Consider the following 23,527-nt stretch of genomic DNA (forward strand, 5'->3'; position numbering starts at 1 on the left):
GGACAGATGTGTTGACATTCGGAGTACAATGTGAATGATAACGATTCCCATTCAATTATTCAAGAAGCATTAAATACGATGTGCCCTGCCCTCGATTGTTCCTTCCCATGAAACCCGCCATCCGCTTTGTCCACCTGTGGGCCGGACTGATTTTCGGGACCATCCTCGTCGTCCTCGGCCTGACCGGCAGCGCGCTGGCATGGATGCACGAACTCGATGTGCTGCTCAATCCCACCCTGCTGCAGGTCGCGCCGCCGCCCGGCATGGCGCGCGGCGCCCCCATGCGCGTGGCGCCGGCCACCGTGCAGGCGGCCACCGAGCGCCTGCTGCGCGATCCGCAGTACGGGCGTCCCAGCCAGCTGATGTTCCCGGAACGTGCCGGCGACGTGTTCGTGGCCTGGTACCGCGATCCGAAGCAGCAGGCGTCGACCTGGAACGTGGCCGTGTCGCGCCAGGTGATGCTGGACCCGGCCACCCTGGCCGTGACCGGCGAGCGCACCTGGGGCGGTTTCGCTTTCTCGCGCCCGCAGCTGATGTCGACCCTGTTCCACATTCACCGCTACCTGGTGGCGGGCGACACCGGCAAGACCGTGATCGGGGTGACCGGGGTGGCGCTGCTGCTGCTCTCGATCACCGGCATCGTGCTGTGGTGGCCGCGCATGACGGCGTCCGCCATCAAGGGCGCGCTGACGGTGCGCCATGGCGGCAACTGGCCGCGCTTTAACTTCCAGCTGCATCGCGCCGGCGGCTTTTTTGCCGCGCCGGTGCTGCTGGTGCTGGCGGTGTCGGGCGTGTACTTCAATCTGCCGCAATGGGTGCTGCCGGTGGTGGGCGCGGTGGCCACTTTGTCCCCCGCCGCCAAGCCGGTCAACCGCAGCGCGCCGGAGGCGGCGCCGATTGCCCCATCGGAGGCGATGGCGGTGGCGCAGGCGCAGTTCCCGAACGCACGCGTGTCGCGCCTGGCGCTGCCGGCCAAGCCCGGCCAGCCTTATGAAATCCGCCTGCGCCAACCAAGCGAACTGCGCGCCGGCGACGGCGCCACGCGCGTGTCGATCGACGCCGGCGACGCCAGCGTGCTGCGCACGGTCGACCCGCAGCGCGCCCCGGCCGGCGATACATTCTTGAGCTGGATGTTCCCGCTGCACACCGGCGAAGCGTTCGGCATCGCGGGGCGCACCTTTATCAGCATCTTCGGCGTGGTGCCGCTGATGTTCTTCGTGACCGGGCTGGTTATCTGGATCAAGCTGCACCGCCCCAAAAAGCGCAAGGCCAAGCCCCTCGCCGCTTGAGCTGACGGTGATGTTGCGCCATCCATGGCGCGATGTCCCGTTGGCCACCGACGCCGGCGGCATCGGACAAACACGTTATACGGTTTACCTTTCGCGAAACTTGCATTCTCCGGCTGACAAGCCGGCCTGCCTACCCTCGTTGTATTCTGTTCACTCCACCTGCCCCACAGTCCAATTTCATGGACATTCTTACATTCTGTCTATAGATTAGATGCGGCAATCGTTGTTAATTAATTTTCCACAAAACAAACATTGAACATGGGGGAGGTGTCCGCGTTTTTCGCTGCATCCGAGGCAGATCACGCCACGGCAGGCACATCTGAAACAAATCCACCTCACGCAACAAGGCTGCAAAGGTCGCCTGTTTTTCACCCGTTCCCATCCAGGGTGAGGCGACCGCTTTAACTTTTCTTGATCGAACTGCATCCGCTAAGAGAGATTTTAATGAAAAAGACTTTTCCAATTGCAGTCATGTTGTTATCCACCGGCGCCGCCGTCGCGCAAAGCCCTCCGCCTCAACCATCCGCTCCCGATACTGCCGCCCCCGCCGCAGCCCCTGCGGAAGAAATTCAGAAAGTCGTGATTGTTTCAACCGGCAGCCGCGGTTCGCAGCGCACCGTCGTCGATGCCCCGGTGCCGGTCGACATCATCAACACCAAAGACCTGAACAAGACTGGCCAGATCTCGCTGGACAAGGCCCTTGGCATGCGCGTGCCATCGTTTAACACCGTGCAGACCCCGGTCAATGACGCCACCTCCCTGCTCGATCCTTACGAGATCCGCAACATGGGCCCGAGCCGTTCCCTGATCCTGATTAACGGCAAGCGCAAGAATTCGAGCGCGCTGATTTACACCCAGACCTCGCCAGGCCGGGGCGAAAGCGGTTCCGACATTTCCGCCATTCCGCAAGACGCGATCAAGCGCATCGAAGTGCTGCGCGACGGCGCGTCGGCCCAATACGGCTCCGACGCGATTTCGGGCGTGGTCAACATCATCCTGAAAGACAATCCCGAAGGCGGCTCGCTGACCGCGCGCGCCGGCATGACCCACGAAGGCGATGGCAAGATGGGGGCCCTGAGCCTGAACCATGGCATACGCCTGTCCGACAAGGGCTTCGTCAACTACACCATCGACGTCTCGAAGGTCGGCCTGGCCGAACGCTCGGGCATCGTCGACGGGCGCGGCGACGCCGCCGACTTCGGCGCCGACCTGCAAAAGGACGTGCTGCCCTTCCTGGCCAAGTACCCGACCGCCGGCAACATCAACGGCTCGCCTGAAACCAAGGCCAACAAGTTCCTGGTCAACAGCCGTCTCGACATCACCGACGAGTTCAGCATTTACGGCAACGCGGCCTACGTCAAGAAGCAGGTCAACAGCTTCGCCAACTACCGCACGCCGTACTGGCGTCCGACCGACTTCGGCCTGCTGCATGCGGCCGACCAGCCGTATGTCGGCTATGTGCCCGATTTCATCGGCAAGCTCGACGACTACAACGCGACCCTGGGCGCCAAGTTTTCCGTGGGCGACTGGAACGGCGACATCAGCCTGACCATCGGCGGCAACAAGCAAGCCTATGAAGTGCACAACTCGGTCAACCGCGGCATCGAAAACGCGCGCCTCGACGCCATCGCCGCGGGCCAGACCCCGGGCCCGCGTTCGCCGACCAGTTTCGACGCCGGCGGCACGCGCTTTCGCCACACGGTCGTCAATGCCGACGTTTCCAAGCAGGTCAGCGATTCCATCAATGTGTATGCCGGAACCGAGCTGCGCAGGGAAAAGTATGACGTCATCGCCGGCGAGTTCGCTTCCTACACCGCAGGCGGCGCCGATTCGTATGCCGGCAACATGCCGGAAAATGCCCTGTCGGCCGACCGCAAGAACTACGGTGTCTACGGCGGCAGCATGTTCGACATCACCAAGCAGTGGCTGATCGACCTGACCGGCCGCTACGAAAAATACAGCGACTTCGGCAACGCCACCGTCGGCAAGCTGAGCACCCGCTACAAGGTCAGCGACATGGTCACGCTGCGCGGCTCGCTCTCGAGCGGCTTCCGGGCACCGTCGCTGCACCAGATTTACACCCAGAAGAAGCAGTACGCCTTCGTGCCCGGCTCGGGCATCCAGGTATCGGGCCTGACCAACAATATGTCGTCCGAAGCGCGCGCGCTCAACGTGCCGCAGCTGAAAGCGGAAAAGTCGAAAAACCTGACCCTGGGCCTGGGCCTGACGCCCGATGCCAACACCAGCGTCACGCTCGACTACTACCATATCTCGCTGAAAGACCGCATCATCCTGGGCAAGGAAATCAAGCCGACGGGCGATTCGGCGCAGGAACTGGACAAGATCCTCGCCGCCGGCGGCGTGGTCTCGCTCAGTTTCTTCGCCAATGCGCTCGACAGCCAGACGTCCGGCATCGACTATGTGGTCAGCCGCAGGAATATCCCTGCCCTGGACGGCAAGCTGGCGGTGAACCTGTCGGGTAACTACACGCTGAAAAACGAGCGTGACGGCGACATCAACAACCCGCCGGCGATTGCCGCCGCGCGCCAGTCGGTGCTCGACGCGACCCAGGAAGCGCTGATGTTCACCTCGCGTCCGAAGCACAAGACGGTGCTCGGCCTCGATCTGGATTACAGCAAGTTGAACTTTTCGCTCAACAACACGCTGTACGGCCCGACCCAGTTCCGCAATGCGGGCCTGGACGACAATCTGATGGTCAAGTTCAAGACCCGCACCGTGACCGATTTCGCGCTCAACTACCAGTTGACGAACAACACCACCCTGTCGTTCAACGTCAACAATATGTTCGATGTGCTGCCGAAGTGGGAACTGAAGCCGGTCAACAACACCGCCAAGGGCAACGACATCCTGAACAGCACGACCAAGGATCCGAAGACCGGCATGACGCCGCGCGAAACCCAGGTCAACCTGATCACCTTCAACGGACGCTACCCGATCGTGACCTACGATGGCTCGCATTTCAGCCAGCTGGGCCGCGCGTACAATATGTCGCTCAACGTGCGCTTCTGATCATTCGATGATCGCGCCGGTAAAGATGTTCACGTCTTGAACCGGCGGGGCATGCCTGGTTAGCGGTGCGCTGGAAAACACATCCAGCGCACCGCCGACCGGTTCCTGCCTCATCTCCCTGTACATTGCGTACACACCTGCCCATGCGGGCGGTGCACCAATGGCGGCCTATTCGTACAAGCGGCGTTTTCCACATCCGCGCACCAGGCTCGCCGGGGTAGTGCCCTCCTGATACGCCAGAAAACACGATTCTTCCCACATTTTGATCATTGATTCGGCCGAACGGAACAACGTGCCCATTTCTTCGGCACGGGTGCCAAGCACTGTCAGCTCCTGCAGGAAGTCGGGGATCATGCCGTAGTGCGCCAGCCCGTCGTAATTGATGTCGAAACTGCGCGTCGTCACGCCATTGCGGGTCACCTGGTGGGCGTTCAGCGGCGTGTGCGTGGACGCGCGGGCGCTCCAGCTGCGGCAGGGAGGATCGCATTCCGGCACGGTGCCTGCCCACGGATTGGTCGCGGCCGGATAGGGGGCATAGTTGACCCGGTTGCCGATGCCGCCATGGCGCCCGGCCCGCTGCCGTTCGCTGCGCTCGCGCGCCGGGTTGCCGCTGCCGGTGCCGTGATAGAACGCGAAGCGGCCGAAGCGCGGGGCGGCGTGCCAGTCCAGGCCGTTGAAATCGCTGCCGAGCGCCACGCCGCGCGTTTGCAGCGCTATGTTCCGCTGTGCTTCGGACGGCGAGCCGCCCGTGGCCACTTCCCTGATCTGCTCCACCAATGCACTCGACGACTGCATGCCGAGCCCCACGATCCCGGGCGTGAAGCCGCCGGGCGGCGCGTAGACGTCGCGCATCTGCGTGCGCGACAGGACGTTCTCGGTGTGGCGCGTCTGGCCGATTTGTACGCCGCCATGCGATGCCATGACGGGATAAGGGCCGGTCACTGCCAGGATGCCATTCTTGGTGCGTTCGGATGCGTGCTGGATGTCGATCAGCATTGCGCGGCGCATCATCGCGCGCACGAAGCGTTCGCCATCGCCGCTCAGGCCGCGCGCGTTGACGTGAAACGGCAGGTCGCGTTTCACCCGATCCAGGGCGAGCGGCACCATGGCGGGCGTATCGGTCGCACCTTCATACGGAAGGGTGTTGCGCGCGGCGTCGATGGCCGCGGCCGTCAGGGTCGACAACGCGCACGACAGTTCGCTCGCGCCGAGAGAGAAGAAGGCGGCGATTCCGCGTCCGACGTCATCGTCGATGCATTGTCCGGTCACGTGCTGAACAATCGTGCGCCCGATTCCCGGCGGGACAAGACTGCCGTCGAGAATGCTCTCGGGGGCGAGCTTCGCCCAGATCGGCACCGTCACTTCCGACAATTTGAACGACAGCGGGAGCGCGCGCCGCCAGCGCTCCTCGCGGTCGCGATTCTCGCCAGGATAGATTTCGCGCGGCAAGGGCACGAACGGGCGCACGCTGTTGCCGTACTATGCGGTCAGCTCGTCCTGCGTCATCAGCGTGGGCAGGCGGGCCGAAGGGTCGCCGAAGATGGTGCTGGCGACGAACAGGTCGCCCGTGATTGCATAGCCGCCCAGCATGCTGTCGGCAAAGTGGAGCGGAATGACATGACGCACACCTTCTCGGTATAGCGCATCGACGCGCGACTCGATCTGGGATGGCGTACAGGTTTGGGGATGCGCGTCGGTGTGCATGACGCGGGTCGATGCACCGATGAGCTGCGTGGCCGACGCGATGCTGCCCCCGGAGCCCAGGGCCACGCCCATTTGCGACGCCCATGGGCCGGGGTGGGCGTATTCGCGCGCCGTGTGGTGGGCGAGCGTGGTGACGCCGGGATCGCAGTGCTTGCTGTCCATGATGTGGTCGAGCTCGACGCCGATGACGATCGCCAGCTTTCCGCTGTTGATGATGCGGCGTGCCTCCTGCGGCGTGTAGGCGACCTGCGCCCAACTGGCATTGAGGCGCGCGAATTCCTTAATGGCAGGAATTTGCAGCGCCAGCGCGTCCTGGTCGGAGCTGAACGGCAGGTTTTTCTCCTTGACCATGGCAAAGGAAACAACTTCCGAGTTGCCCACTGCCGCCACCATCAGCCTCACGCCACCCCGGTAGGCGCGCTCGACCCAGGTCCAGTGCATCTGCTGGTGGATGGACGAATACCACATCGGCCAGTTCCTGAAGGTCGGGTAGCCGCTTTCGTGGTTGTTGTGATAGCCCTTGAACACGCCGTCCTGCGACAGCTGGTCGCCCGGCAGGTCGGGCACGCCGGCGCCTTCGAGCAAATTCAGGCAGACATCGCGGCACAGCGTGTAGGTGGTGCCCAGGAGTTCGTCCTGGTGCGGGTTGAAATGGAGGTCATTGGTGGTATGGGTGTCGTTGCAGTTACCCAATGAACTGATGGGGCCGAACGCGCTGCCCCACAGCGCGCGCGCTTCCGGAATGCGGCCATTCGCGCCGTAGGCGGTGAATGCTTTCTCGTTCATCAGATGGGCATGCAGGTCGGCCACGCCCCATACCGGATCGGTATCGCGCGAGCTTGGCGCCGGCGCGGTATTGCTCAGCCAAATGTCGTCCACGTTGATGTGGCCCCAGGGGCCGGTGGCCCGGTCCTCGATCATGATGCGCGCCCTGGTTCCCCGCAAATTGCCGATGTTGAACGACACCCGGACCATGTTTTCGATGCAGTGGCCGCGCGCGGCAACCGGCTGCCCGCCACGGTCAAGCAGCGTCTCCCAGACAAAGGACAAGGCCGGTGCGCTGCGCCCGCCGCCGCCGGTGCCCGGCAGGCCGCGCAGGCCGGGCAGGTCGTCGCGGCCGATCGCCCCCTCGCCCAGCACCGGGCGGCGGTGCTGGAGATACACGCCGACATCGGACGTGCAGCCCCCGCCCACCAGCAGGTGGAAATAGTCGTGCTGCAGTTCGATCTCCGGTGACACGATGCGTCCCACGCGGCGCTCATCCTGCATGTCACCCCAGCCAATCGGGGGCAGATGCGAGGGGATGGCATGGCGCATGTTGTTGGCCTTGGCATAGGCGGAGGGCCGGTGTTCCGCGGTGCCGAGCCAGTACAGGCCTTTCTTTCCGATCGGGAAAGGTGCATTTGCGTAATTGCCGCCCACCGTCGCAAGATTGTTGCGCAGACGCGTGAAATCGACGTTGAGCCGTTTGAGGTAGGATAATTGCGCGCCCGCGCCAAATTCGCAGGTGATCGCCTCGTCCAGGACCAGGCCGGCGCAGGGGTCTGGCGGCAGGCGCAGCGACGCCGTGTTCAGGGCCCGCCTGCTGGAGACGTTATCGCCGAAGGTGGGCTGATTGTGGAAAGCGCTGCCGGTGTCGCGCCCGACCGCTTCGAAGGTGAATCCTTGCAGGGTGCCGTCTTCGAAGTCCCAGTGCCGGGGCATCTGGCGCGAGATGTCGATCCGCGGCTCGGGTTGCCGCGGTAGCCAGTCCGGAGGCGGCAGCAGGCGCCGCCCGGACTCGGCGATGGTCGATTGCGCCGCCAGCCGGGTTGGAAAAGCGGCCATACCCGAGACCGCAAGAAGTAATGCCAAAGTGCGCCAAAGCGAAGCCATACTGTCCCCCCAGGTTCAGGTTCCAGACTACAGCCCCGGTGTCGCCGAGCGGTTGAGGGCTATCAAACACAGCCGGACGAACCGCGCGCGGCCGGCAGCCACGCGCATGGCGTTCAGTGTTGTGCCTGTCGTACTTGTTGCGCCTGTTGCAGCTGGGCGCGGTCGAGTTCGGCCCGGAGTTCATCCTCGCTGGGCAGTACCAGTTTGTATTTGCTGGCAAACAATTGCTCATTACCGTGCAGGACGGAATAGCGCACAATGGACGCGTCCTTGTGGCTGCATAGAATGATGCCGACAGTCGGATTGTCGTCCGGCCCGCGCCTGAGCGTTCGAGCGCGCGCGAACTCCAGTGCTGCGCGGCCGCTTCGTCCATGTACCACACCCTGGCCGTGTCGCTGTCGACAAGGAGCAGCGTGCGGTAAGTGGTCCAACTCGATTCGGTACGCACAGCGTCCCGAATTGGCCACCTGCGCGACGATCCGCGCGGCGCTACAGGCCCGCGTCCTTGAGCGCCGCCTCGATCCGATGCAGCGCCTGGAGCTGATACGATGCGTCGCCTGACGGATTGTTGTCGGCCAGCTTATTCATCATCACCGTATAACTGATGCCTGAGGAGAGTTGGCGCAGCACGGTTGAAACACCGGGATCGGCGCCGCTGAATCCACCATTATGTGTCGCGCCGGCGAGCGGCACGCCGTCCGGCATGCGGTAGTGGGCCGCGAACAGCGTCATCGCCTTCGCCGTGGAGATGATCTGGCCGGCCGGGGCCCAATTCTCGGCCCGGACGGCGCCGTCGAGCGCCAGGACAGTGGTGCCCGGGAAAAAGACGCTGGGCGCCATGATCGTGGTGATGTACTGCGGTTCGCGCGGATGCCGGTCGCGTATCAGCGAGCGCATCACCTGGAAATCGTCCTTTGGAACGCCCAGCGGCCCCATGATGTTTTCTTGAACGTAGCGTACGTAGCCCGCCCCGGACGCCTTTTCGATGATCTGTCCGAGTAACAGATAGCCAAAATTCGAATAAGCCGTTTTGGTACCGGGGACGAAATCGAGTTGCTGGCGCAGGACATAGCGAATGATATCGTCCTGTTGCGGCGGCGCCGACAAGCCGAGCGATTGCTGGATATCGAACTCGGATTGCATCGGGTCGCCGCTGATGTCGGCATCCCAGCCACCTTGATGTTCCAGCAGCTGCGCGATGGTGATCGCGCCTGCCCGGGCATCGGGCAACGCCGGCTGCAGTTCGCGCGCCAGCCAGCATGGTGCGTTGAGCCCGGTACAAAACACATGGTCGGTGAGGGCGAGCTTGCGCTCGCGCGCCAGTGTCTGGATCGCCGCGGCGGTGACCGGCTTGACGATGCTGGCGGTGATGAACAGGGCATCGGCCGGCAGGGCAACCTGGCCGGCGCTATCGCGATGGCCATAGCCACGCTCGGCGAGCATGACGCCATCCTTGGCCACCGCCACCGTGGCGGCGGTGATGCCGTTGGCGGCCATGAAAGGCTTCATGGCGGCGTCGAGTTTGCCATTCAGATCGTTGCTGCAAGCAAGCACTTCGGCCACCGATGCGCCGGGCCGCTGCGCCGCGCAAGTGAGCGATTTGCCGGCATTCGACGTTACGACGCCACTGCTTCCGCCGCCACATCCGGCCAGCACGGCAATGAAAGCGGCGCCAGTGACGGACTGCGTTGCGCCAGGTAGATACGATAACAATTTCATGCGACTCCTTCTTCGGTTCAAAGTAAGACGCGATTATCGCAACAGTCATCTTTTGCAAATCTTAAGACGGCACAATCTATAATGCGCGATGCACATACTGATCATTGAAGACGATCTCGACCTCGGTCGAGCCCTGCAGAAAGCGCTCCGTCTGGAAGGTTTCAGCAGCGAGTGGCTGCGCCAGGCCGTCGACGCGCCCCGCTCGTTCGAAGGCCTCCATTACGCCTGTATTCTGCTGGACCTGTCGCTGCCGGACGGCGACGGGCAAACGCTGCTGGCCCGCTGGCGCAGCGAGGGCGTGGCAATTCCCATCATTATCATGACGGCACGCGGCGCACTGGAAGAGCGCATCGCGGGACTCGACGGCGGTGCGGACGATTTCATCGTCAAGCCTTTCGCCACGGTGGAACTGGCCTCCCGCATGCGCGCCGTGCTGCGCCGCTATGCGCAGCAGTCCACGCAAGTGTGGACCATCGGCGATCTGGAACTGGAGCCGAAGTCCTATCTGGCGCGGCTGGCCGGAAATCCCGTCGATTTGTCGCGCCGCGAATTTCAGCTGATGCTGGAACTGGCGCGCGAACCGGGCGTCGTGGTGTCGAAAAGCGCCCTGTCCGAGCGCCTCGAACCGCTCGGCGAGCCGGTCAACTTTGGCGCCATCGACGTGCATATCTTTAACCTGCGCAGCAAGATAGGCGGGCACCGGATTCGCACCGTGCGCGGGGTTGGCTACATGCTCGTCCCATGCTGAATTTTCTGCGCCCTACGCTGGTCAGGCGCGTGGTCCTGGCGCTGATGATGGCGTTTTTCATCGCCTGGATGTTGTTGTTGGCGGTGATATTCATCGAGGCGGTAGATCCGGCCGTCACGGACAAGAGCATCCAGGAGGTGGGACAGGGACTGGGCGCATCGCTGGCGCGGCTCGACAATGCGGGAGAAGCACGCGCCGTCGCCGCAGCCACATCGGAACAGATCGAGCGGCTCTACCGCACCTACGACATTCCGGCACTCATGCTGATCCAGCTGAACGATCAGGATGGAACGCGCTTGTATTCATCCCCCGCGGCCGGCCCCGCCCTGCCGGACGGCGACCTCGGCGCGCTGACGACGGCACGTGTCGATGGCAGGTCGTTCCGGGTTTTCAAGGGCACGGCCGGGCGCTGGACGGTCACGGTGGCCGGGTCGAGGGTGGACGACAGCTTTTTGCTGATGTCGATCACGCGCGACCTGGTCTATTATCTGCTGATCGCCTTTCCCTGCATTCTGCTGCCGGTCTGGATTGCCGTCTCGCGCGGCATGCGCCCGCTGCGGCAAATGAGCAAGCGGATCGCCGCGCGCGGCACCGACGACATGTCGCCCACCGGCGTCGATCCGATCTATGCCGAGCTGACGCCGCTGGCGGGTGCGCTGGACCGCCTGCTTGCGCAACTGCGCGAGAAAATCGCCCGCGAACATGGCTTCGTCCAGGACGCCGCGCATGAACTGCGCACGCCGATGGCAGTCATCTCCGCCCAGGCCCACGTACTGGCCGTCGAGCCTGAACTGGAGGGGCGGCGCGAGGCGCAGCGCCATCTCGATCAGGCGATTGCGCGCGGATCGCACCTGATTGCGCAGTTGTTGGCGCTGGCGCGGGTGGACAGCACGCACATCGGCGACACCGGTACCATCGACGTGGCCCATCTGGTGCGCCACGAACTGGCGCGGGCGGCGCCGACAGCGATGGAAAACGGCATCGAACTGGCGTTGGAGGCGCCCGAGCGCTTGCCGTTCACACTCGAGGTGCATGCGTTTCAATCGATCCTGAACAACCTGTTGGACAACGCGCTGCGCTACGCGCATGCCGGCGCCAATATCGGCGTCGAACTGGATCAGGACAACGGCTATCTGACGCTCGCCGTTGCCGATGACGGGCCGGGTATCGCGGAGCCGGACCGGGCGCATATCTTCGAGCGCTTTTACCGCGCCAGGTCGCAGGACAAGACCGGCTCGGGCCTCGGCCTGGCGATCGTCAAGCAGGCCGCCTTGCGGATGAACGGCACGGTCACGCTGATGCCAGGTCCGGGCGGGCGCGGTTGCCGCTTCGTCGTGCGGATCGCGGCGCCGCCATGATGGGAACCGCCGATGACTTGCGCGGCTGCCGTGCCGGTTCAAGGGTGCCTGGCGTTCCAGGCCGATAGCTGACGAATTACACGCGCCTATTGAATTTTGCAGTACACAGTTCCCCTGTCCGGTCCGAGTGCGTCTACTACGCAATAATGCGCACCTGTCGTGCGGGTTTTGACTTCATGGTCATTGGTATCACCTCTGAAGTTGTCGCTCAAGACAAACCTGCCGGTTTCGGCATCGACGATCCTGCAATGACCAAGATCGGGAGCGTATGCGATATTGATCGTGCACCGGTAAGCGATCGTTTTGTCCGCACCAGCATTGACGGTACCGGTTTGGCAGCGCCCCTCGGATGAACGGCAAGTCTTGGCGTTTTGTGCCCACGCAGAGTGCATTGATCCAGCTAACGCGAACATTGTAACCGTCAACACAACGGCTTTCAGGGTGATTTGCTTAGACATGATGACTCCCTTTTTTCCAGGTACACGAACCACGCTTTCAGAGCGCGGGTTGGCTGACTTTCTCGAGATATATTCAATTGAGATGAATCCTCCCCCTGCTGGTGCTCCCAGGCCGACGGTGGCGATTGAACCAGGCTCTCCTCGTCGTACCGCTCGTACAGCGCTTCTGATTCGATCCATGGTTCTCGCATCACGCCATGGCACCCGGAGTTAGTTCCCATCATGTCGCGATCTTTCAAGCCTCCGTTGGGACAGCTCAATCAATCTGATGCGTTTTACGGGGTGCGCGGAGCGGCGAGGATAAGCCGGCGCACGAGGCCAGTTCAACCAGCCGTGGCACCGGTGTGCCGACACGGCCGCTGTCAACCGGAGGCAAGGCGCTGCCCGGCTTTTCGAGGCGGGCTGTGCCGCCAAGGAAAAGCAATACGTGGATCGGAGAGGGGAATTCCTGAGCTATACGGTGCTCAGCCGTCAGGTGCCATCGCCATGCGGCAAAAGAACGCGGCGTTGCGCACGCGATCTCACTTACTTCAGCAATAACTCTTCCGGTACCGCTTGAGATGATCCTGCTTTTGCCATGTGGAGACTACATTTCTCTGACTTGACCGTGGACAGACGGCATGCCATCGTACAGTAGGGAGGATGCGGCCGGACTAACTGGCGCTGCGCTGGTAAAATCCTTCCAGCTCGCTGCGCACCAGTTCCTGGCCGTGTTCGATCACAAAATCCTGGAACGCGGCGGCCACCTTGGGGATCGGCTGGCCGGCCAGGTGCATCACCTGCCAGTCGGCGTCGACCGGATTGCCCTTGAGCGGCAGCATGCGCAGCAAGCCGGATTTGAATTCGAGCGCGCAGGCGTGCACCGACAAAAAGCCCACGCCCAGGCCCGCCGACACCATGCGCTTGATCGCCTCGTTGGACGACACTTCGGAGCCGAAATTGAGCGCGTGCCCGCCCTCCTTGAACAGCCGCTCCACCGCCGTGCGCGTGCCCGAGCCGCGCTCGCGCACCATCAGGTTGGCGCCCACCACATCGGCCAGCGTCAGCTTGCGCTTCTTCATCAATGGATGGTCGGCGGCGGCCACGAAGCCCATCGGATGGCGCGCGAAGCGGGCCGCGTTGGTGCGCAGTTCGCGCGGCGGCGTGCCCATGATGGCCACGTCGATCTCCTGGCGCGCCAGCATGTTGACGATTTCAACCCGGTTGCCGACCTGGAGTTTCAGGCGCACGTCGGGCCGCTCCAGCGTGAACGGCACCAGCAGCGGCGGCAGCAAATGCTCGGCCGTGGTAACCGCGCCGATGCGCAGCGTGCCGCTGGTGACGCCCTGCAGCGCCGACAGCTCTTCGCCGGCGTGCTCCCACAGACGCAGGATGCGTTCGGCGAAATCGACCATCACCTCGCCGGCCGCGGTCAACTGGATGCCGCGCCCGTCCTTGCGCACCAGCGCCACGCCGGTGATGCTTTCCAGCGTGCGCAGTTGGAGCGACACCGCCGGCTGCGTCACGTGCATGGCCTCCGCCGCTTTCGACACGCTCTCGTGCCTGGCCACGAGAACCAGCGACTGGAGCTGGCGGAAGCTGGCGTGATACATAAGCTATTCCCTATCGATATGTGAATTACGCGATAAACCCGTCTCGGCCACGCCATGATAGACCAGTTGGCGCGGCCCGGTTCAGAATGCGTAATTGACCGTCACCGCCAGCAGCGGCGCCGTCTTGCGCTTGACGATCGGGCTGTCGGCGGCGTCGCCCACGATGCTGATCACGCCGGCCATGGTGTTGACCGACCATGCCTTGTTCAGCTTATGGTTCCAGTTCACGCCCGCGTTCACGCGCGAGAAACCGGCCTTGGTGTCGTAACGCTTGTAGCCGGACGTCAGGCTCTGGGCCGCGGTAACGCCATAGAACGCCTGCATGTTCTTTTTGTCGCTGTAGGTGGCCGACACGAACAGGCCCACCTGGTTCGCTTCGCTCTTGATCAAAGGTGCCTGCGCGCCGAACTCATAGCTGTTGCCGCGTTCGCGGTGCGTGAGTGCCATCATGGCGCGCATGCCGATGCCGATGCCGCCGTCGAACTCATAGCCGACACCGAACACGCCCAGCGCCGAGGTCTTGATTTCGCCCATGCCCCTGAGCGCGTCGGATCCCTGCGAGATGCCGTGATCGCGGTCGCTGCGGCTCGGCGCGACGCCGAGCGCGCCGCTCAGCGACACCGGCCCGAACTTGGTCTTGTAGCCAATGCCGCTCACCGTGCTGGCGAAAAATCCGCTGCTGTGCTGATAGTCGGCCACCAGTACCGGCACTGCCCGGTTCTTGTCGCTGCCGGAGTACTCGGGAATGGCTGCCACGCCCAGGCCCAGGGTCATGGTCGATTCGCCCGGCTTGGCGGGCGCGACGCCCATCTCGGCGGCATGAAGGGTGGGAGCAAGCGTGCTCAGCAGGATGATGGCGGCGTGGCGAAAACGTAACATGAGTGTGTCCTTGGAGTAGAAAGTTGGCGGTGTTTGCTTGTTAATTGAAACAACGGGCCGGAGTGTCGCAACCTTTCCAAAGCTGCACCATGCAATCCTCGGGTGTACCGAACCGCGCCCTGAAACGTAGCGCCAGGAGGTACTTTCAGTCCCTGTCCTTGATACCGGTCATGCCGCCGGCACATGCATACGAATAAGTCTCGGCTTATGGATATCCACAAATGTCTGATTTTTCTTTTGTAGCGTGCGCCACTATATTGACATCCGGTCAACGCACTTTCACATCGCGACACCTACAGGAGGAGACACCATGGAAACCATCGTCATCGTCGGCGGCGGCGCCGGAGGGCTGGAACTGGCCACCCGGCTCGGCAACAGCGCCGGCAAGGCAGGCCGCGCACGCGTCGTACTGGTCGACCGCTGGCCCACCCATTTCTGGAAGCCGCTGCTGCACACGGTCGCTTCGGGCAAGCACGATCCCCAGGTGATGGCGATCGACTACGCGGCGCAGGCGTCCGAACACGGCTTCGAATTCGCGCGCGGCGAAGTGCTGGGCGTGGACCGTGAAACGCGGCGCGTGTCGCTGGCGCCGTGGATCGCCGACGACGGCGCCGAAGTGCTCCCCGCGCGCTCGATCGGCTACGACAAGCTGGTACTGGCACTCGGGTCGGTCACCAACTTCTTCGGCGTGCCCGGCGCCGAGCAGCACGTGCTGACCCTGGACGACGTGGCGCAGGCCGAAACGTTCCGCCAGCGCTTCGTGGACGGCTGCATCCAGGCCAGCGCGCGCCAGGCCGCCGGCGGCCAGCTCAATCCCGGGATCGACATCGTGATCGTCGGCGGCGGCGCCACCGGCGTGGAGCTGGCGGCCGAATTGAGCCACAGCGCGCGCACGCTGGCCAAATACAATGTGCATGCGCTCGACCCGGTGCGCCATGTGCGCATCCGCATCCTGGAGCGCGGTTCGCTGCTGCTGCCGCACCTGCATCCGCGCCTGTCCAAGCGCGCCGCGCGCCATCTGCGCGCGCTCGGGATCAAGGTGCTGCTTGACACCGCCGTGGCGCGCGTCGATGCCGGCGCGGTGCTCGATACGGAGGGCTGCACCTACCCGTCGGCGATCACCCTGTGGGCGGCGGGTGTGGAAGCGCCGCCGCTGTGCGCCACGCTGGGATTGACCACCAACCGCCTGCGCCAGATCGCGGTGGCGCCCTCGCTGCAGGCGCTGGAAGACCCGGACGTGTATGCGATCGGCGACTGCGCCAATTTTGTGTGCCCGATCATGGGCAAGGTACCGCCACGCGCGCAGGCCGCGCACCAGCAGGCCATGTATCTGGCGCAGGTGCTGGCGCAGGCGGCGCCGCCCAAGGCGCCGTTTGCCTACCGCGATTACGGCTCGCTGGTGTCGCTCGGGCCACTGGCGGCGGTCGGTGTGCTCACGCGCACGGCCGGCGGACGCAAATACCCGGTGGGCGGCGTGCTGGCCAGGTTGTTGTATTCGCTGATGTACCGCAAGCACCAGATGGCGCTGCACGGGGTGGTGAGGATGTCGGCGCAGACGGTGGCGGACTGGATTCGCGAGAAGCTCTCGCCGGCGGTCAAGCTGCATTAAGGCGCGCCGCGACGATTGCCGGCGCCCGCCGCTTGGGTTTATAGTCAGGGCTGATGTTCAAGATCATTGACATGCACGGACAAAGGAGATCGCCATGCCGCATCCGCCCCCCCTCGGCCTGCCCGCGCCGGCGCGCCGGCGCCTCGCCTGCGCCCTCTTCGCCGCCATCGGCGCAGCCGGTACGGCCCACGCGGGCAACTGGGAGACCGTCTCGGCGTCGCGTACATACAACACCATTCCGGTGGAAAGCGACGACACCGTCAACCCCCTGCGCGGCTACCACCGCTGGCAAAACCAGGAACTGGTGCCGCAGGCGGCGCCCGCCCGCGACGCCTTCCGCCGCTACCACTGGCGCGACCTCGAAGGGGTACAAGGCCAGTTCACGTTCGGCGCCATCCTGGCCGACCTGAAGACGGCGCGCGACCAGGGCCGCAAGTACGCGTTCAGGCTGCGCATGATGGCCGGCTACGACGACGGTCAGCTGTATGCCCCTGCCTACCTGGCCGGCAACGCATCCTGCCTGCACGGTTGCGGCTTCTGGGCCGACGCCGGCGCCGCTTCCGGCAAGACCTGGGTGCCCGACTGGAACGATCCGTTTGTCCTGGCGCGTTCGCGCGCGCTGCTGCAGGCGCTGGCGCAAGCGATCGCCGCTTCCGGCAACGCCGCCAGCATCGCCTGGATCGACGTCGGCCTGTACGGGCAGTACGGCGAATGGGCGATCCGCAAGAGCGTCTACACCAACCGCCCGGCCGGCATCGAGGAAGCCACCACGGACACCCGGCGCGCGCTCGCGAAAATGCATTTCGAGGCCTTCCCCACCCAGCAATTCGTCATGTTCATCCCGTACGCGAACCGCGACGCGCTGCGCTACGCCCTGCTCGAACAGACCATCACCAGCAAACCGGTGGGCCTGCGTGCCGACTGCCTGGCCCAGGCGGGCTACTTCAGGCAGTGGACCGATCACGCGGACGAGTGGCGCCAGTTCGCCGACCAATGGCGCAAAGCGCCCTTCATCGCCGAATTCTGCCCGTTTGAAAGCGGCCACGCGACCAACGGCCCGGCGACGGCGCGCGCCCAGGCCAGCGAATTTCACATCTCCTCGGTGGGCAATGCGAACTTCGCGCTGTCCAAGCCGGACGATCAACGCTGGCTGTCGCTGAGCGACCCGGAACGACATGACATGCTGATGCTGGGCCGCGAAGCGGGCTACCGCTACGGCGTCGACAGCACCTGGGTGAGCCTGACCGGCGATGGCCAGCTGACCCTGGCGGCCACCTTCCGCAACAGCGGCAACGCGCCCACCTACGAGCCGTGGAACGTCAGGCTGGAGATCGTCGACACCAGCGGCGTGGCGCGCTGGTCGGGCAGCGTGCCGGTCGCGTTGAACGCCCTGGCCGGCGGCGGCGTCAGCACCAGAGTGCAATCGAGCTGGCGGGTGCCGGCGCTGGCGGCAGGCACCTACGCGCTGCGGCTGGTCGCGCGCGACGCCCGCCCCGCCGATGGCCAGCAGCGCCGTCCCCTGGCATGGGTGTTGGGTGAACGCGACGCCGACGGCGGCCTGACCTTGCGCAGCCTGCGCCGGCGCTGAAACCCGTCATCGCGCCTTGCCTGAGCCTCGGCCGGCTTCTCGCGCAAGCGCGCGGGAGGGCCGACGCAGGGGTATCACGCTCGCGCAATGGCGGCGTTGATCCTTGCGTTAGGCACATCGCTACGACTGCGTATCCCGCCACCGGCAGCAGGCAGCTTCGCCGCATCCAATACCATGGTGCCGCGCACTGCTTCCATCACCGTATCGGGCTCGGGGACAAGTTCGACATGATGCGTATCGCTCGCATGTAATTTATCCGTCGGTTGGAACACGGTGACGACATTCTCAGCCAAGGTTGTGGCATTTTGGGAGGAAAACTGCATGCCCGCGCGCGCGACTTTCCAGTACTCATTGCTTAAGCCGCTACGTTTCGCTTCTTCGAAAGCCGCCCGTGCCGGGCTATTCATGTAAAAGGCGTGTAGCTTAGCGTTTTGAAACATCCCTGCGAACAAGGTTACCGCCTTGAGGCCCTCGGACGCTTGCGGACCGCCGCTGCCGCCGTCGGCCTGCAGTTCGTTCGGCTGTTTGCTGGCGCTCACCGCCCCGCCAATGCGTTTCGGTTGGAGTTTTCCTGCCGCTAGCGGGCCATTGGCTGATGCGTGATATAGCTTCATCTGTCTGACATCGTCAGACACCACATATTGGGGTACTCCATTGCTGCTTGACACAAATACGTGAGTCCGGCGGGCTCCACCGGTTTGCAATGGCCCCCTGATCGCTACCATCGTTCTCGACAAAGCACCTAAAGTCAGTCTCGATAAAGTCATTGTTTTTCCCTGTAGAAATTGGATTCACGAACATCGTTGGAGTGATGCGGACGGCCAATGGTCGTTGCCGGTCAAGACAAGGCTAAGCGGGGTCGGGGAAGCGCGGAAGAACAATTAAGACAATTAGCGCCCGATCGTCCGCTTTCCCTGTGCCTGGCCGCGCCGAAAGCAAGCGGCGATTTTCTCCACGTGCGTTTCTACCCACATGCCCGTCACTTTGCAGCGTTCCCGTGATAGCATCGATTCCGGGTCACGAACGCCAAGGACAATGATGACAAAGAGCTTGATTGGACCATTCGCAGCGCTGCTGGTGGGGGCGCTCATGTCCGGCTGCGACACGATGACGCCGGACGAGTGCAAGACCGCCAACTGGAGCGATATCGGTCTGCGCGACGGCGCGGCCGGAAAGCCCATCTCCCTGCTGGAAGACCGCGCCAAAGCCTGCTCGAAGGCCGGCACCGGGATCGATTCGGGCGGCTACATCGCCGGCCGCGAACGCGGCTTGCGGACCTTTTGCCGGCTCGAGAACGCCGCGCCGCTCGGCCTGAACGGCACCGCTTATGCCGGTGTCTGCCCGGCGCCGCTCGACTTCGAGTTCCGCCGCCGCCATCAGGCCGGATTCGCCGTTTATACCCTGCGCAACGAGATCAGCGGGTTCGATAGCCGTAGCGATCGTTTGCAACGCAAACTGCGCGAGGCCGACAGTGACGAATCGAAGCAACTGGCGGCCAGCGACAAGGACGACGAGCGCAAGCGCATTCGCAGGGAATTCGACGAGCGCAGGCGCCACCTGCGCAATGAGTTGCGCGACATCGACCGCTCGGTGCAAGGCACGCGCGACGCCTTGCGCTCCGCCGAATATCTCGTCGATACACTGCGCTAAGCGTAGCGCCGGGCCCGGGCCTTATCCCGGCTGGCGCCCTGCATTTCGCGCCGCCCCGCTGCATTTCGCGCCGCTTCCCTGCATGTCGTCGCATAGTCGCTTGTCCCCGGTTTGATGTCGATAAAGTCGCTTCATCGACATCACAACCCCACCGGAGAACCCCATGCGCCACCTGCTCGCTACCGCCTTCTGCACCGCCGCCCTGCTGACCGCATCCCTGTCCAGCGCTGCCGACCTCACCATCCGCATCGACGACGTGCGCAGCGACGACGGCACGGTGATGGTGGCCCTGTATAACTCGGCCGGCGGTTTCCTCAAAAAACCCGTCGGCGCCGCCGGCGAAAAAGCCGTCAAAGGCAGCACCACCATCACCATCAAGGACCTGCCAGCGGGCGCCTACGCCTACGCCATCTACCACGATGCCAACGCCAATGGCAAGATGGATGCCAACATGATGGGCATCCCGACCGAGGACTTCGCATTCAGTAATAACGCCCTCGGTAAAATGGGTCCACCCAAATTCGACGACGCCATGTTCACCCTTCCAGCGGCTGGCCTGAACGCCACCGTCAGCCTGAAACACTAAGCCGGAGACCACCATGCAACGCCGCACCTTCCTCACCTGCGCCACCAGCCTGGCCGCCCTCGGCCTCGTTCCCGGCAGCGCCATGGCCGATGCCGCCACTTTCCAACGCTTCCACGCGGCGCTCAAGCGCGACCCCACGCTGGCGGTGTACGCCAACACGGTGGGCCAGCAGTCCGGCGCGGCGCGCATCGTCGGGCGTATCCCGTCGGACCTGAACGGCGTATTCTTCCGCAATGGCCCCGGGCGCTTCGAACTGGGCGGCGAACGCCACCACCACTGGTTCGACGGCGACGGCTTCGCCCAGCGCTGGCAGATCGCCGGCGGAAACGTGAGCCACATCGGCAAATTTATCGACACCGAGCGCTTCACCGAAGAAAACGCCGCCGGCAAGTTCCTCTATCCGTCCTTCGGCACGCATCTCGACCGGCGCGGCGTCAAGACCAACGACACCATGAATGCGGCCAATACCAACCTGCTGCCGTTCAACGGGCGTGTGTACGCCCTGTGGGAAGGCGGCTCGGCCACCGAGGTCGATGCGCAGACCCTGGCCACGGTCGGCATCAAGACCTGGAACGAGGACATGAAGTCGATGCCGTTTTCGGCCCATCCCAAGATCGATCCGGATGGCGGCATGTGGAATTTCGGCGCCCTCCCCGGCGGCAACCGCCTGGCCCTGTACCGCATCGGCGCCGATGGCCAGGTGCTTAAAACTGCCATGGTCAGCGTGCCGCAACTGGCCATGGTGCACGACTTCGTGGTCAGCGCGAACCATCTGATTTTCCTGATTCCGCCGTATGACATGATCAGGGCCGACGACAAGAGCTTCGCCGAGCAGCACCACTGGGCCGGCAGCGGCGCCGATGCGCGCCCGCTGCGGGTGGTGGTCGTCTCCAAGGCCACCATGGAGATCCGCCAGAGCTTCGAACTGCCGCCGCATATGGTTTTCCACTTCGGCAATGCCTTCGACGACGGCGCCACCACCCGCTTCGACGTGGTGCTGCACGAGGGCGATGCGCTGGCCGACGTCGGTCGCGTCATGCGCGGCGAGCGCCAGAAAAATTCGTCCGACCGCAGCTTCGCGGCCCAGGTCACGCTCGATTACGCGAGCGGCAAGGCCACCACGGCGCGCCTGTTCGGGGCCAGCGAATTCCCGCGCGTGATGCCGCAGGTAGTATCGAGCCGCCACCGCCAGCTTGCGCTGCTGAGTAGTTCATCCCGCAATACGACGATCTTGCTCGACACCGTGAATCTGGTCGGCACCGACACGGGCAAGGCCGACAGCTACCGCTTCGACGCCGGCTGGCAGGTGGAAGAACACGTGCTGGTTCCGCGTGCCGGCGCCCGCTCGGAAACCGACGGTTACCTGGTCGGCGTGGCGCAGGACACCAGGCGCGGGCACACCGTGATGACCGTGTTCGACGCCGCCCGCGTCAAGGCCGGTCCGGTGGCGCTGGCACGCCTTCCCTACCGCGCACCGCACTGCTTCCACGGTAATTTTCTGGCTGCCTGATGACGATGATTCAACCTCCTCCGCACACCTCGTCGCACCCGCTGGATGTGATTCCCCTGTTCCGGCGCTGGCCCTGCTCACCGTGGCGCGACGTGCTCTATACCGGCATCTGGAACAGTCTGGTCGCCATCTTCCTGACGGCGGCGAACATGCTGTTCAGCGGCGAGGGCCACGGCTTCCTCGATTTTTTCGGGCCGACGCTGGTGATTTCAAACGTGGTGGGCTACCTGATCCATGCGGTGCTCAGCGGCGCCGACTGGCTGCTGCGCGGCTGGCCGTCGCGCCTCGTCGGGCTGCCGCGCGTCCTGTACTTCCTCACCACGGTGGGGCTGTGCGTGGTCATGGGCATCGTCATCGGCACCGGCCTGCTCAAAGGCGTCAATCCGCTGCGCTACCTGACCGGCGGCGCGGACCTGGCGCCGCTGCTGCCGTTCGCCTTGTTCACGGCCCTGATCATGGTCATTGTGCTGGTCAGCGGCGAGCGCCGCGTCGCCAGCGAAATCCTGGCCGCGCGCCAGCGCGAGCAGATCGCCAGCGCCGCGCAGTTGCTGGCCGAAGCGCGCCTGCGCGCACTGCAGGCCCAGATCGAGCCGCATTTTTTGTACAACACCCTGGCCAACGTGGTCGGCCTGATCGACACCAATCCCGCCAAAGCACGCCACATGCTCGAACGCTTCATCGACTACCTGCGCGCCAGCCTCGCGGCCAGCCGTGCCGACCAGGCCACCCTGGGCACGGAACTCGACCTGGTGGCCGCCTACCTCGACGTGCTGGCGGTACGCATGGGCGCGCGCCTGTCGTACCGCATCGAGGCCGATGGCTGCCGCGAGATCGGCATGGCGCCCATGCTGCTGCAGCCGATCGTCGAAAACGCGGTCTCGCACGGACTCGAACCGAAGGTCGAGGGCGGCGAGATCGTGATCCGCGCGAGCTGCCGCGACGGGCAGCTGTGCATCGAAGTGAGCGACACCGGCGCGGGGCTGGGCAATGCCCCGCCCAAGCCGGGCGGCGGGGTTGGCCTGTCCAATCTGCGGGCGCGCCTGCGCAGTCTCCACGGCGCCGGGGCTCAGGTACAATTACTCGAAAATGAACCGTGCGGGATCACCGTGCGCCTTCTGCTGCCACTGAAAGACACGCCGTCATCGACCATCCACGCGCCCTCCTAGCGGACGACGAACCGCACCTGCTCGACTACCTGCAAACGCAGCTGGCCACGGCATGGCCGCAGTTGCGCATCGTCGGCAAAGCCGGCAACGGCATCGAAGCGCTACGCCTGATCGACGAGCTGGCGCCGGACGTGGTCTTCCTCGACATCCAGATGCCGGGCCTGAACGGCCTCACGCTGGCCGGACGGCTGACGGCGGACGGCAAGGCGCCGCACATCGTGTTCGTCACTGCGCATCACGAGTACGCGGTCGACGCTTTTGAACATGCGGCGCTCGACTACCTGCTCAAGCCGACCACGCCGGAGCGGCTGGCCAAGACCGTCGCCAAGCTCAAACTGGCGCTGCGTGCACCCGCGCCGGCGGTGGCGCCCGATGCCCTGCGCGCGCTGCTGCAGCAGCTTGCCGCGCCGGTTCCTGCCGCGCCGGTAGCCGCGCCGCTGCAATGGATACGCGCCGCGCATGGCGACGAGACGCGCCTGATCGCCATCGACGAAGTGATTTACTTCCAGAGCAACGACAAATACACCAGCGTGTTTTTGCAGGACGGCGAGTGCCTGATCCGCACGCCGCTGAGCAAGCTGCGCGAGCAGCTCGACGAGGCGCGCTTCTGGCAGATTCACCGCAGCGTGATCGTCGCCGCCAAGTCGGTGGCCGGCACCCACACCGATTTCCGCGGCCGCCTCGTGGTCAAGCTCAAGGAGCGGCGCGAGCAGCTCACCGTCAGCCGCAATTACGCCGAGCAGTTCAAGCAGATGTAGCGGTGCGA

Annotated in this window: 20 protein-coding genes; 11 read left to right on the forward strand and 9 right to left on the reverse strand. The window is 64.3% G+C overall.

All coding sequences use genetic code 11. The annotated features are described in order from the left end of the window. Positions 1 to 107: 107 nt before the first annotated feature. Positions 108 to 1,289: a PepSY-associated TM helix domain-containing protein gene (locus tag RBA41_RS08020; RefSeq protein WP_306622847.1), complete on the forward strand. Its 1,182-nt coding sequence runs from the start codon at positions 108 to 110 to the stop codon at positions 1,287 to 1,289. A 579-nt stretch (positions 1,290 to 1,868) separates the two neighbouring features. Beyond that, complete coding sequence (locus RBA41_RS08025; RefSeq protein ID WP_306622850.1) at positions 1,869 to 4,319, forward strand: TonB-dependent receptor plug domain-containing protein; 2,451 nt, start codon at positions 1,869 to 1,871, stop codon at positions 4,317 to 4,319. A gap of 168 nt (positions 4,320 to 4,487) precedes the next feature. Here the strand turns inward: RBA41_RS08025 and RBA41_RS08030 are convergent, their stop codons facing one another. The 4 genes from RBA41_RS08030 to RBA41_RS08045 form a co-directional block, all read right to left on the reverse strand. Then, entirely contained in the window at positions 4,488 to 5,786 is a 1,299-nt protein-coding gene (locus RBA41_RS08030) for a membrane dipeptidase (protein ID WP_306622852.1), read from the reverse strand. A gap of 12 nt (positions 5,787 to 5,798) precedes the next feature. Continuing rightward, on the reverse strand, positions 5,799 to 7,850 hold the full coding sequence (locus RBA41_RS08035; RefSeq protein WP_306622854.1) for a hypothetical protein: 2,052 nt from the start codon (positions 7,848 to 7,850) through the stop codon (positions 5,799 to 5,801). Positions 7,851 to 8,011: 161 nt separating this feature from the next. Then, entirely contained in the window at positions 8,012 to 8,365 is a 354-nt protein-coding gene (locus RBA41_RS08040; RefSeq protein ID WP_306622856.1) for a PDDEXK nuclease domain-containing protein, read from the reverse strand. 22 nt (positions 8,366 to 8,387) lie between these two features. Continuing rightward, positions 8,388 to 9,617 (reverse strand): serine hydrolase domain-containing protein, encoded by a 1,230-nt coding sequence (locus RBA41_RS08045; protein ID WP_306622858.1) that lies wholly within the window; start codon positions 9,615 to 9,617, stop codon positions 8,388 to 8,390. An 88-nt stretch (positions 9,618 to 9,705) separates the two neighbouring features. Here RBA41_RS08045 and RBA41_RS08050 point away from each other — a divergent pair, with 88 nt between their 5' ends. Further along, positions 9,706 to 10,365, forward strand: a complete 660-nt coding sequence (locus RBA41_RS08050; protein WP_306622860.1) for a response regulator — start codon at positions 9,706 to 9,708, stop codon at positions 10,363 to 10,365. Next, positions 10,359 to 11,723, forward strand: coding sequence for a sensor histidine kinase (locus tag RBA41_RS08055; protein ID WP_306622863.1), 1,365 nt, complete (start codon positions 10,359 to 10,361; stop codon positions 11,721 to 11,723). Before RBA41_RS08050 ends, RBA41_RS08055 begins: the two co-directional genes overlap by 7 nt. A gap of 86 nt (positions 11,724 to 11,809) precedes the next feature. Here RBA41_RS08055 and RBA41_RS08060 read toward each other — a convergent pair whose 3' ends face one another. The 3 genes from RBA41_RS08060 to RBA41_RS08070 all read right to left on the reverse strand — a co-directional run bounded on the left by RBA41_RS08060 (position 11,810) and on the right by RBA41_RS08070 (position 14,652). Continuing rightward, positions 11,810 to 12,181 (reverse strand): hypothetical protein, encoded by a 372-nt coding sequence (locus RBA41_RS08060; protein ID WP_306622865.1) that lies wholly within the window; start codon positions 12,179 to 12,181, stop codon positions 11,810 to 11,812. 653 nt (positions 12,182 to 12,834) lie between these two features. Beyond that, positions 12,835 to 13,773 (reverse strand): LysR family transcriptional regulator, encoded by a 939-nt coding sequence (locus RBA41_RS08065; RefSeq protein ID WP_306622867.1) that lies wholly within the window; start codon positions 13,771 to 13,773, stop codon positions 12,835 to 12,837. Between the two features lie 81 nt (positions 13,774 to 13,854). Beyond that, positions 13,855 to 14,652: a MipA/OmpV family protein gene (locus RBA41_RS08070; protein ID WP_306622869.1), complete on the reverse strand. Its 798-nt coding sequence runs from the start codon at positions 14,650 to 14,652 to the stop codon at positions 13,855 to 13,857. 310 nt (positions 14,653 to 14,962) lie between these two features. Between RBA41_RS08070 and RBA41_RS08075 the strand changes: the two genes are divergently transcribed. Then, the gene (locus RBA41_RS08075) at positions 14,963 to 16,261 is read left to right on the forward strand and encodes an NAD(P)/FAD-dependent oxidoreductase (RefSeq protein WP_306622871.1); all 1,299 of its coding nucleotides are present in this window, start codon (positions 14,963 to 14,965) and stop codon (positions 16,259 to 16,261) included. 94 nt (positions 16,262 to 16,355) lie between these two features. Further along, on the forward strand, positions 16,356 to 17,849 hold the full coding sequence (locus RBA41_RS08080; RefSeq protein WP_306622873.1) for a DUF4832 domain-containing protein: 1,494 nt from the start codon (positions 16,356 to 16,358) through the stop codon (positions 17,847 to 17,849). 74 nt (positions 17,850 to 17,923) lie between these two features. Here the strand turns inward: RBA41_RS08080 and RBA41_RS08085 are convergent, their stop codons facing one another. After that, positions 17,924 to 18,484: a hypothetical protein gene (locus RBA41_RS08085; protein ID WP_306622875.1), complete on the reverse strand. Its 561-nt coding sequence runs from the start codon at positions 18,482 to 18,484 to the stop codon at positions 17,924 to 17,926. 255 nt (positions 18,485 to 18,739) lie between these two features. After that, the gene (locus RBA41_RS08090; RefSeq protein ID WP_306622877.1) at positions 18,740 to 18,940 is read right to left on the reverse strand and encodes a hypothetical protein; all 201 of its coding nucleotides are present in this window, start codon (positions 18,938 to 18,940) and stop codon (positions 18,740 to 18,742) included. On the opposite strand from RBA41_RS08090, the gene RBA41_RS08095 reads away from it, so the two are divergent. The 5 genes from RBA41_RS08095 (at position 18,939) to RBA41_RS08115 (ending at position 23,519) form a co-directional block, all read left to right on the forward strand. Further along, positions 18,939 to 19,499, forward strand: coding sequence for a DUF2799 domain-containing protein (locus tag RBA41_RS08095; RefSeq protein ID WP_306622879.1), 561 nt, complete (start codon positions 18,939 to 18,941; stop codon positions 19,497 to 19,499). The two genes, RBA41_RS08090 and RBA41_RS08095, sit on opposite strands and share 2 nt — an antisense overlap. A 163-nt stretch (positions 19,500 to 19,662) precedes the next feature. Continuing rightward, on the forward strand, positions 19,663 to 20,085 hold the full coding sequence (locus tag RBA41_RS08100) for a DUF2141 domain-containing protein (protein ID WP_306622881.1): 423 nt from the start codon (positions 19,663 to 19,665) through the stop codon (positions 20,083 to 20,085). A 13-nt stretch (positions 20,086 to 20,098) separates the two neighbouring features. Continuing rightward, positions 20,099 to 21,595 (forward strand): carotenoid oxygenase family protein, encoded by a 1,497-nt coding sequence (locus RBA41_RS08105; RefSeq protein WP_306622883.1) that lies wholly within the window; start codon positions 20,099 to 20,101, stop codon positions 21,593 to 21,595. Then, the gene (locus RBA41_RS08110; RefSeq protein ID WP_306622885.1) at positions 21,595 to 22,761 is read left to right on the forward strand and encodes a sensor histidine kinase; all 1,167 of its coding nucleotides are present in this window, start codon (positions 21,595 to 21,597) and stop codon (positions 22,759 to 22,761) included. The genes RBA41_RS08105 and RBA41_RS08110 overlap by 1 nt, the downstream gene beginning before the upstream one ends. Next, positions 22,689 to 23,519 (forward strand): LytR/AlgR family response regulator transcription factor, encoded by an 831-nt coding sequence (locus tag RBA41_RS08115; RefSeq protein WP_374709504.1) that lies wholly within the window; start codon positions 22,689 to 22,691, stop codon positions 23,517 to 23,519. Before RBA41_RS08110 ends, RBA41_RS08115 begins: the two co-directional genes overlap by 73 nt. Positions 23,520 to 23,527 lie beyond the last annotated feature (8 nt).

Source organism: Massilia scottii, assembly GCF_030846495.1.
GTDB lineage: Bacteria > Pseudomonadota > Gammaproteobacteria > Burkholderiales > Burkholderiaceae_D > Telluria_A > Telluria_A violaceinigra.

Excerpts from the sequence above, each read along its gene's own strand:
- RBA41_RS08020 (WP_306622847.1), top strand. The coding sequence starts at position 108 with ATGAAACCCGCCATCCGCTTTGTCCACCTGTGGGCCGGACTGATTTTC.
- RBA41_RS08035 (WP_306622854.1), bottom strand. The coding sequence starts at position 7,850 with ATGGCCGCTTTTCCAACCCGGCTGGCGGCGCAATCGACCATCGCCGAG.
- RBA41_RS08045 (WP_306622858.1), bottom strand. The coding sequence starts at position 9,617 with ATGAAATTGTTATCGTATCTACCTGGCGCAACGCAGTCCGTCACTGGC.
- RBA41_RS08050 (WP_306622860.1), top strand. The coding sequence starts at position 9,706 with ATGCACATACTGATCATTGAAGACGATCTCGACCTCGGTCGAGCCCTG.
- RBA41_RS08055 (WP_306622863.1), top strand. The coding sequence starts at position 10,359 with ATGCTGAATTTTCTGCGCCCTACGCTGGTCAGGCGCGTGGTCCTGGCG.
- RBA41_RS08060 (WP_306622865.1), bottom strand. The coding sequence starts at position 12,181 with ATGTCTAAGCAAATCACCCTGAAAGCCGTTGTGTTGACGGTTACAATG.
- RBA41_RS08065 (WP_306622867.1), bottom strand. The coding sequence starts at position 13,773 with ATGTATCACGCCAGCTTCCGCCAGCTCCAGTCGCTGGTTCTCGTGGCC.
- RBA41_RS08070 (WP_306622869.1), bottom strand. The coding sequence starts at position 14,652 with ATGTTACGTTTTCGCCACGCCGCCATCATCCTGCTGAGCACGCTTGCT.
- RBA41_RS08075 (WP_306622871.1), top strand. The coding sequence starts at position 14,963 with ATGGAAACCATCGTCATCGTCGGCGGCGGCGCCGGAGGGCTGGAACTG.
- RBA41_RS08080 (WP_306622873.1), top strand. The coding sequence starts at position 16,356 with ATGCCGCATCCGCCCCCCCTCGGCCTGCCCGCGCCGGCGCGCCGGCGC.
- RBA41_RS08095 (WP_306622879.1), top strand. The coding sequence starts at position 18,939 with ATGTCCGGCTGCGACACGATGACGCCGGACGAGTGCAAGACCGCCAAC.
- RBA41_RS08090 (WP_306622877.1), bottom strand. The coding sequence starts at position 18,940 with ATGAGCGCCCCCACCAGCAGCGCTGCGAATGGTCCAATCAAGCTCTTT.
- RBA41_RS08100 (WP_306622881.1), top strand. The coding sequence starts at position 19,663 with ATGCGCCACCTGCTCGCTACCGCCTTCTGCACCGCCGCCCTGCTGACC.
- RBA41_RS08105 (WP_306622883.1), top strand. The coding sequence starts at position 20,099 with ATGCAACGCCGCACCTTCCTCACCTGCGCCACCAGCCTGGCCGCCCTC.
- RBA41_RS08110 (WP_306622885.1), top strand. The coding sequence starts at position 21,595 with ATGACGATGATTCAACCTCCTCCGCACACCTCGTCGCACCCGCTGGAT.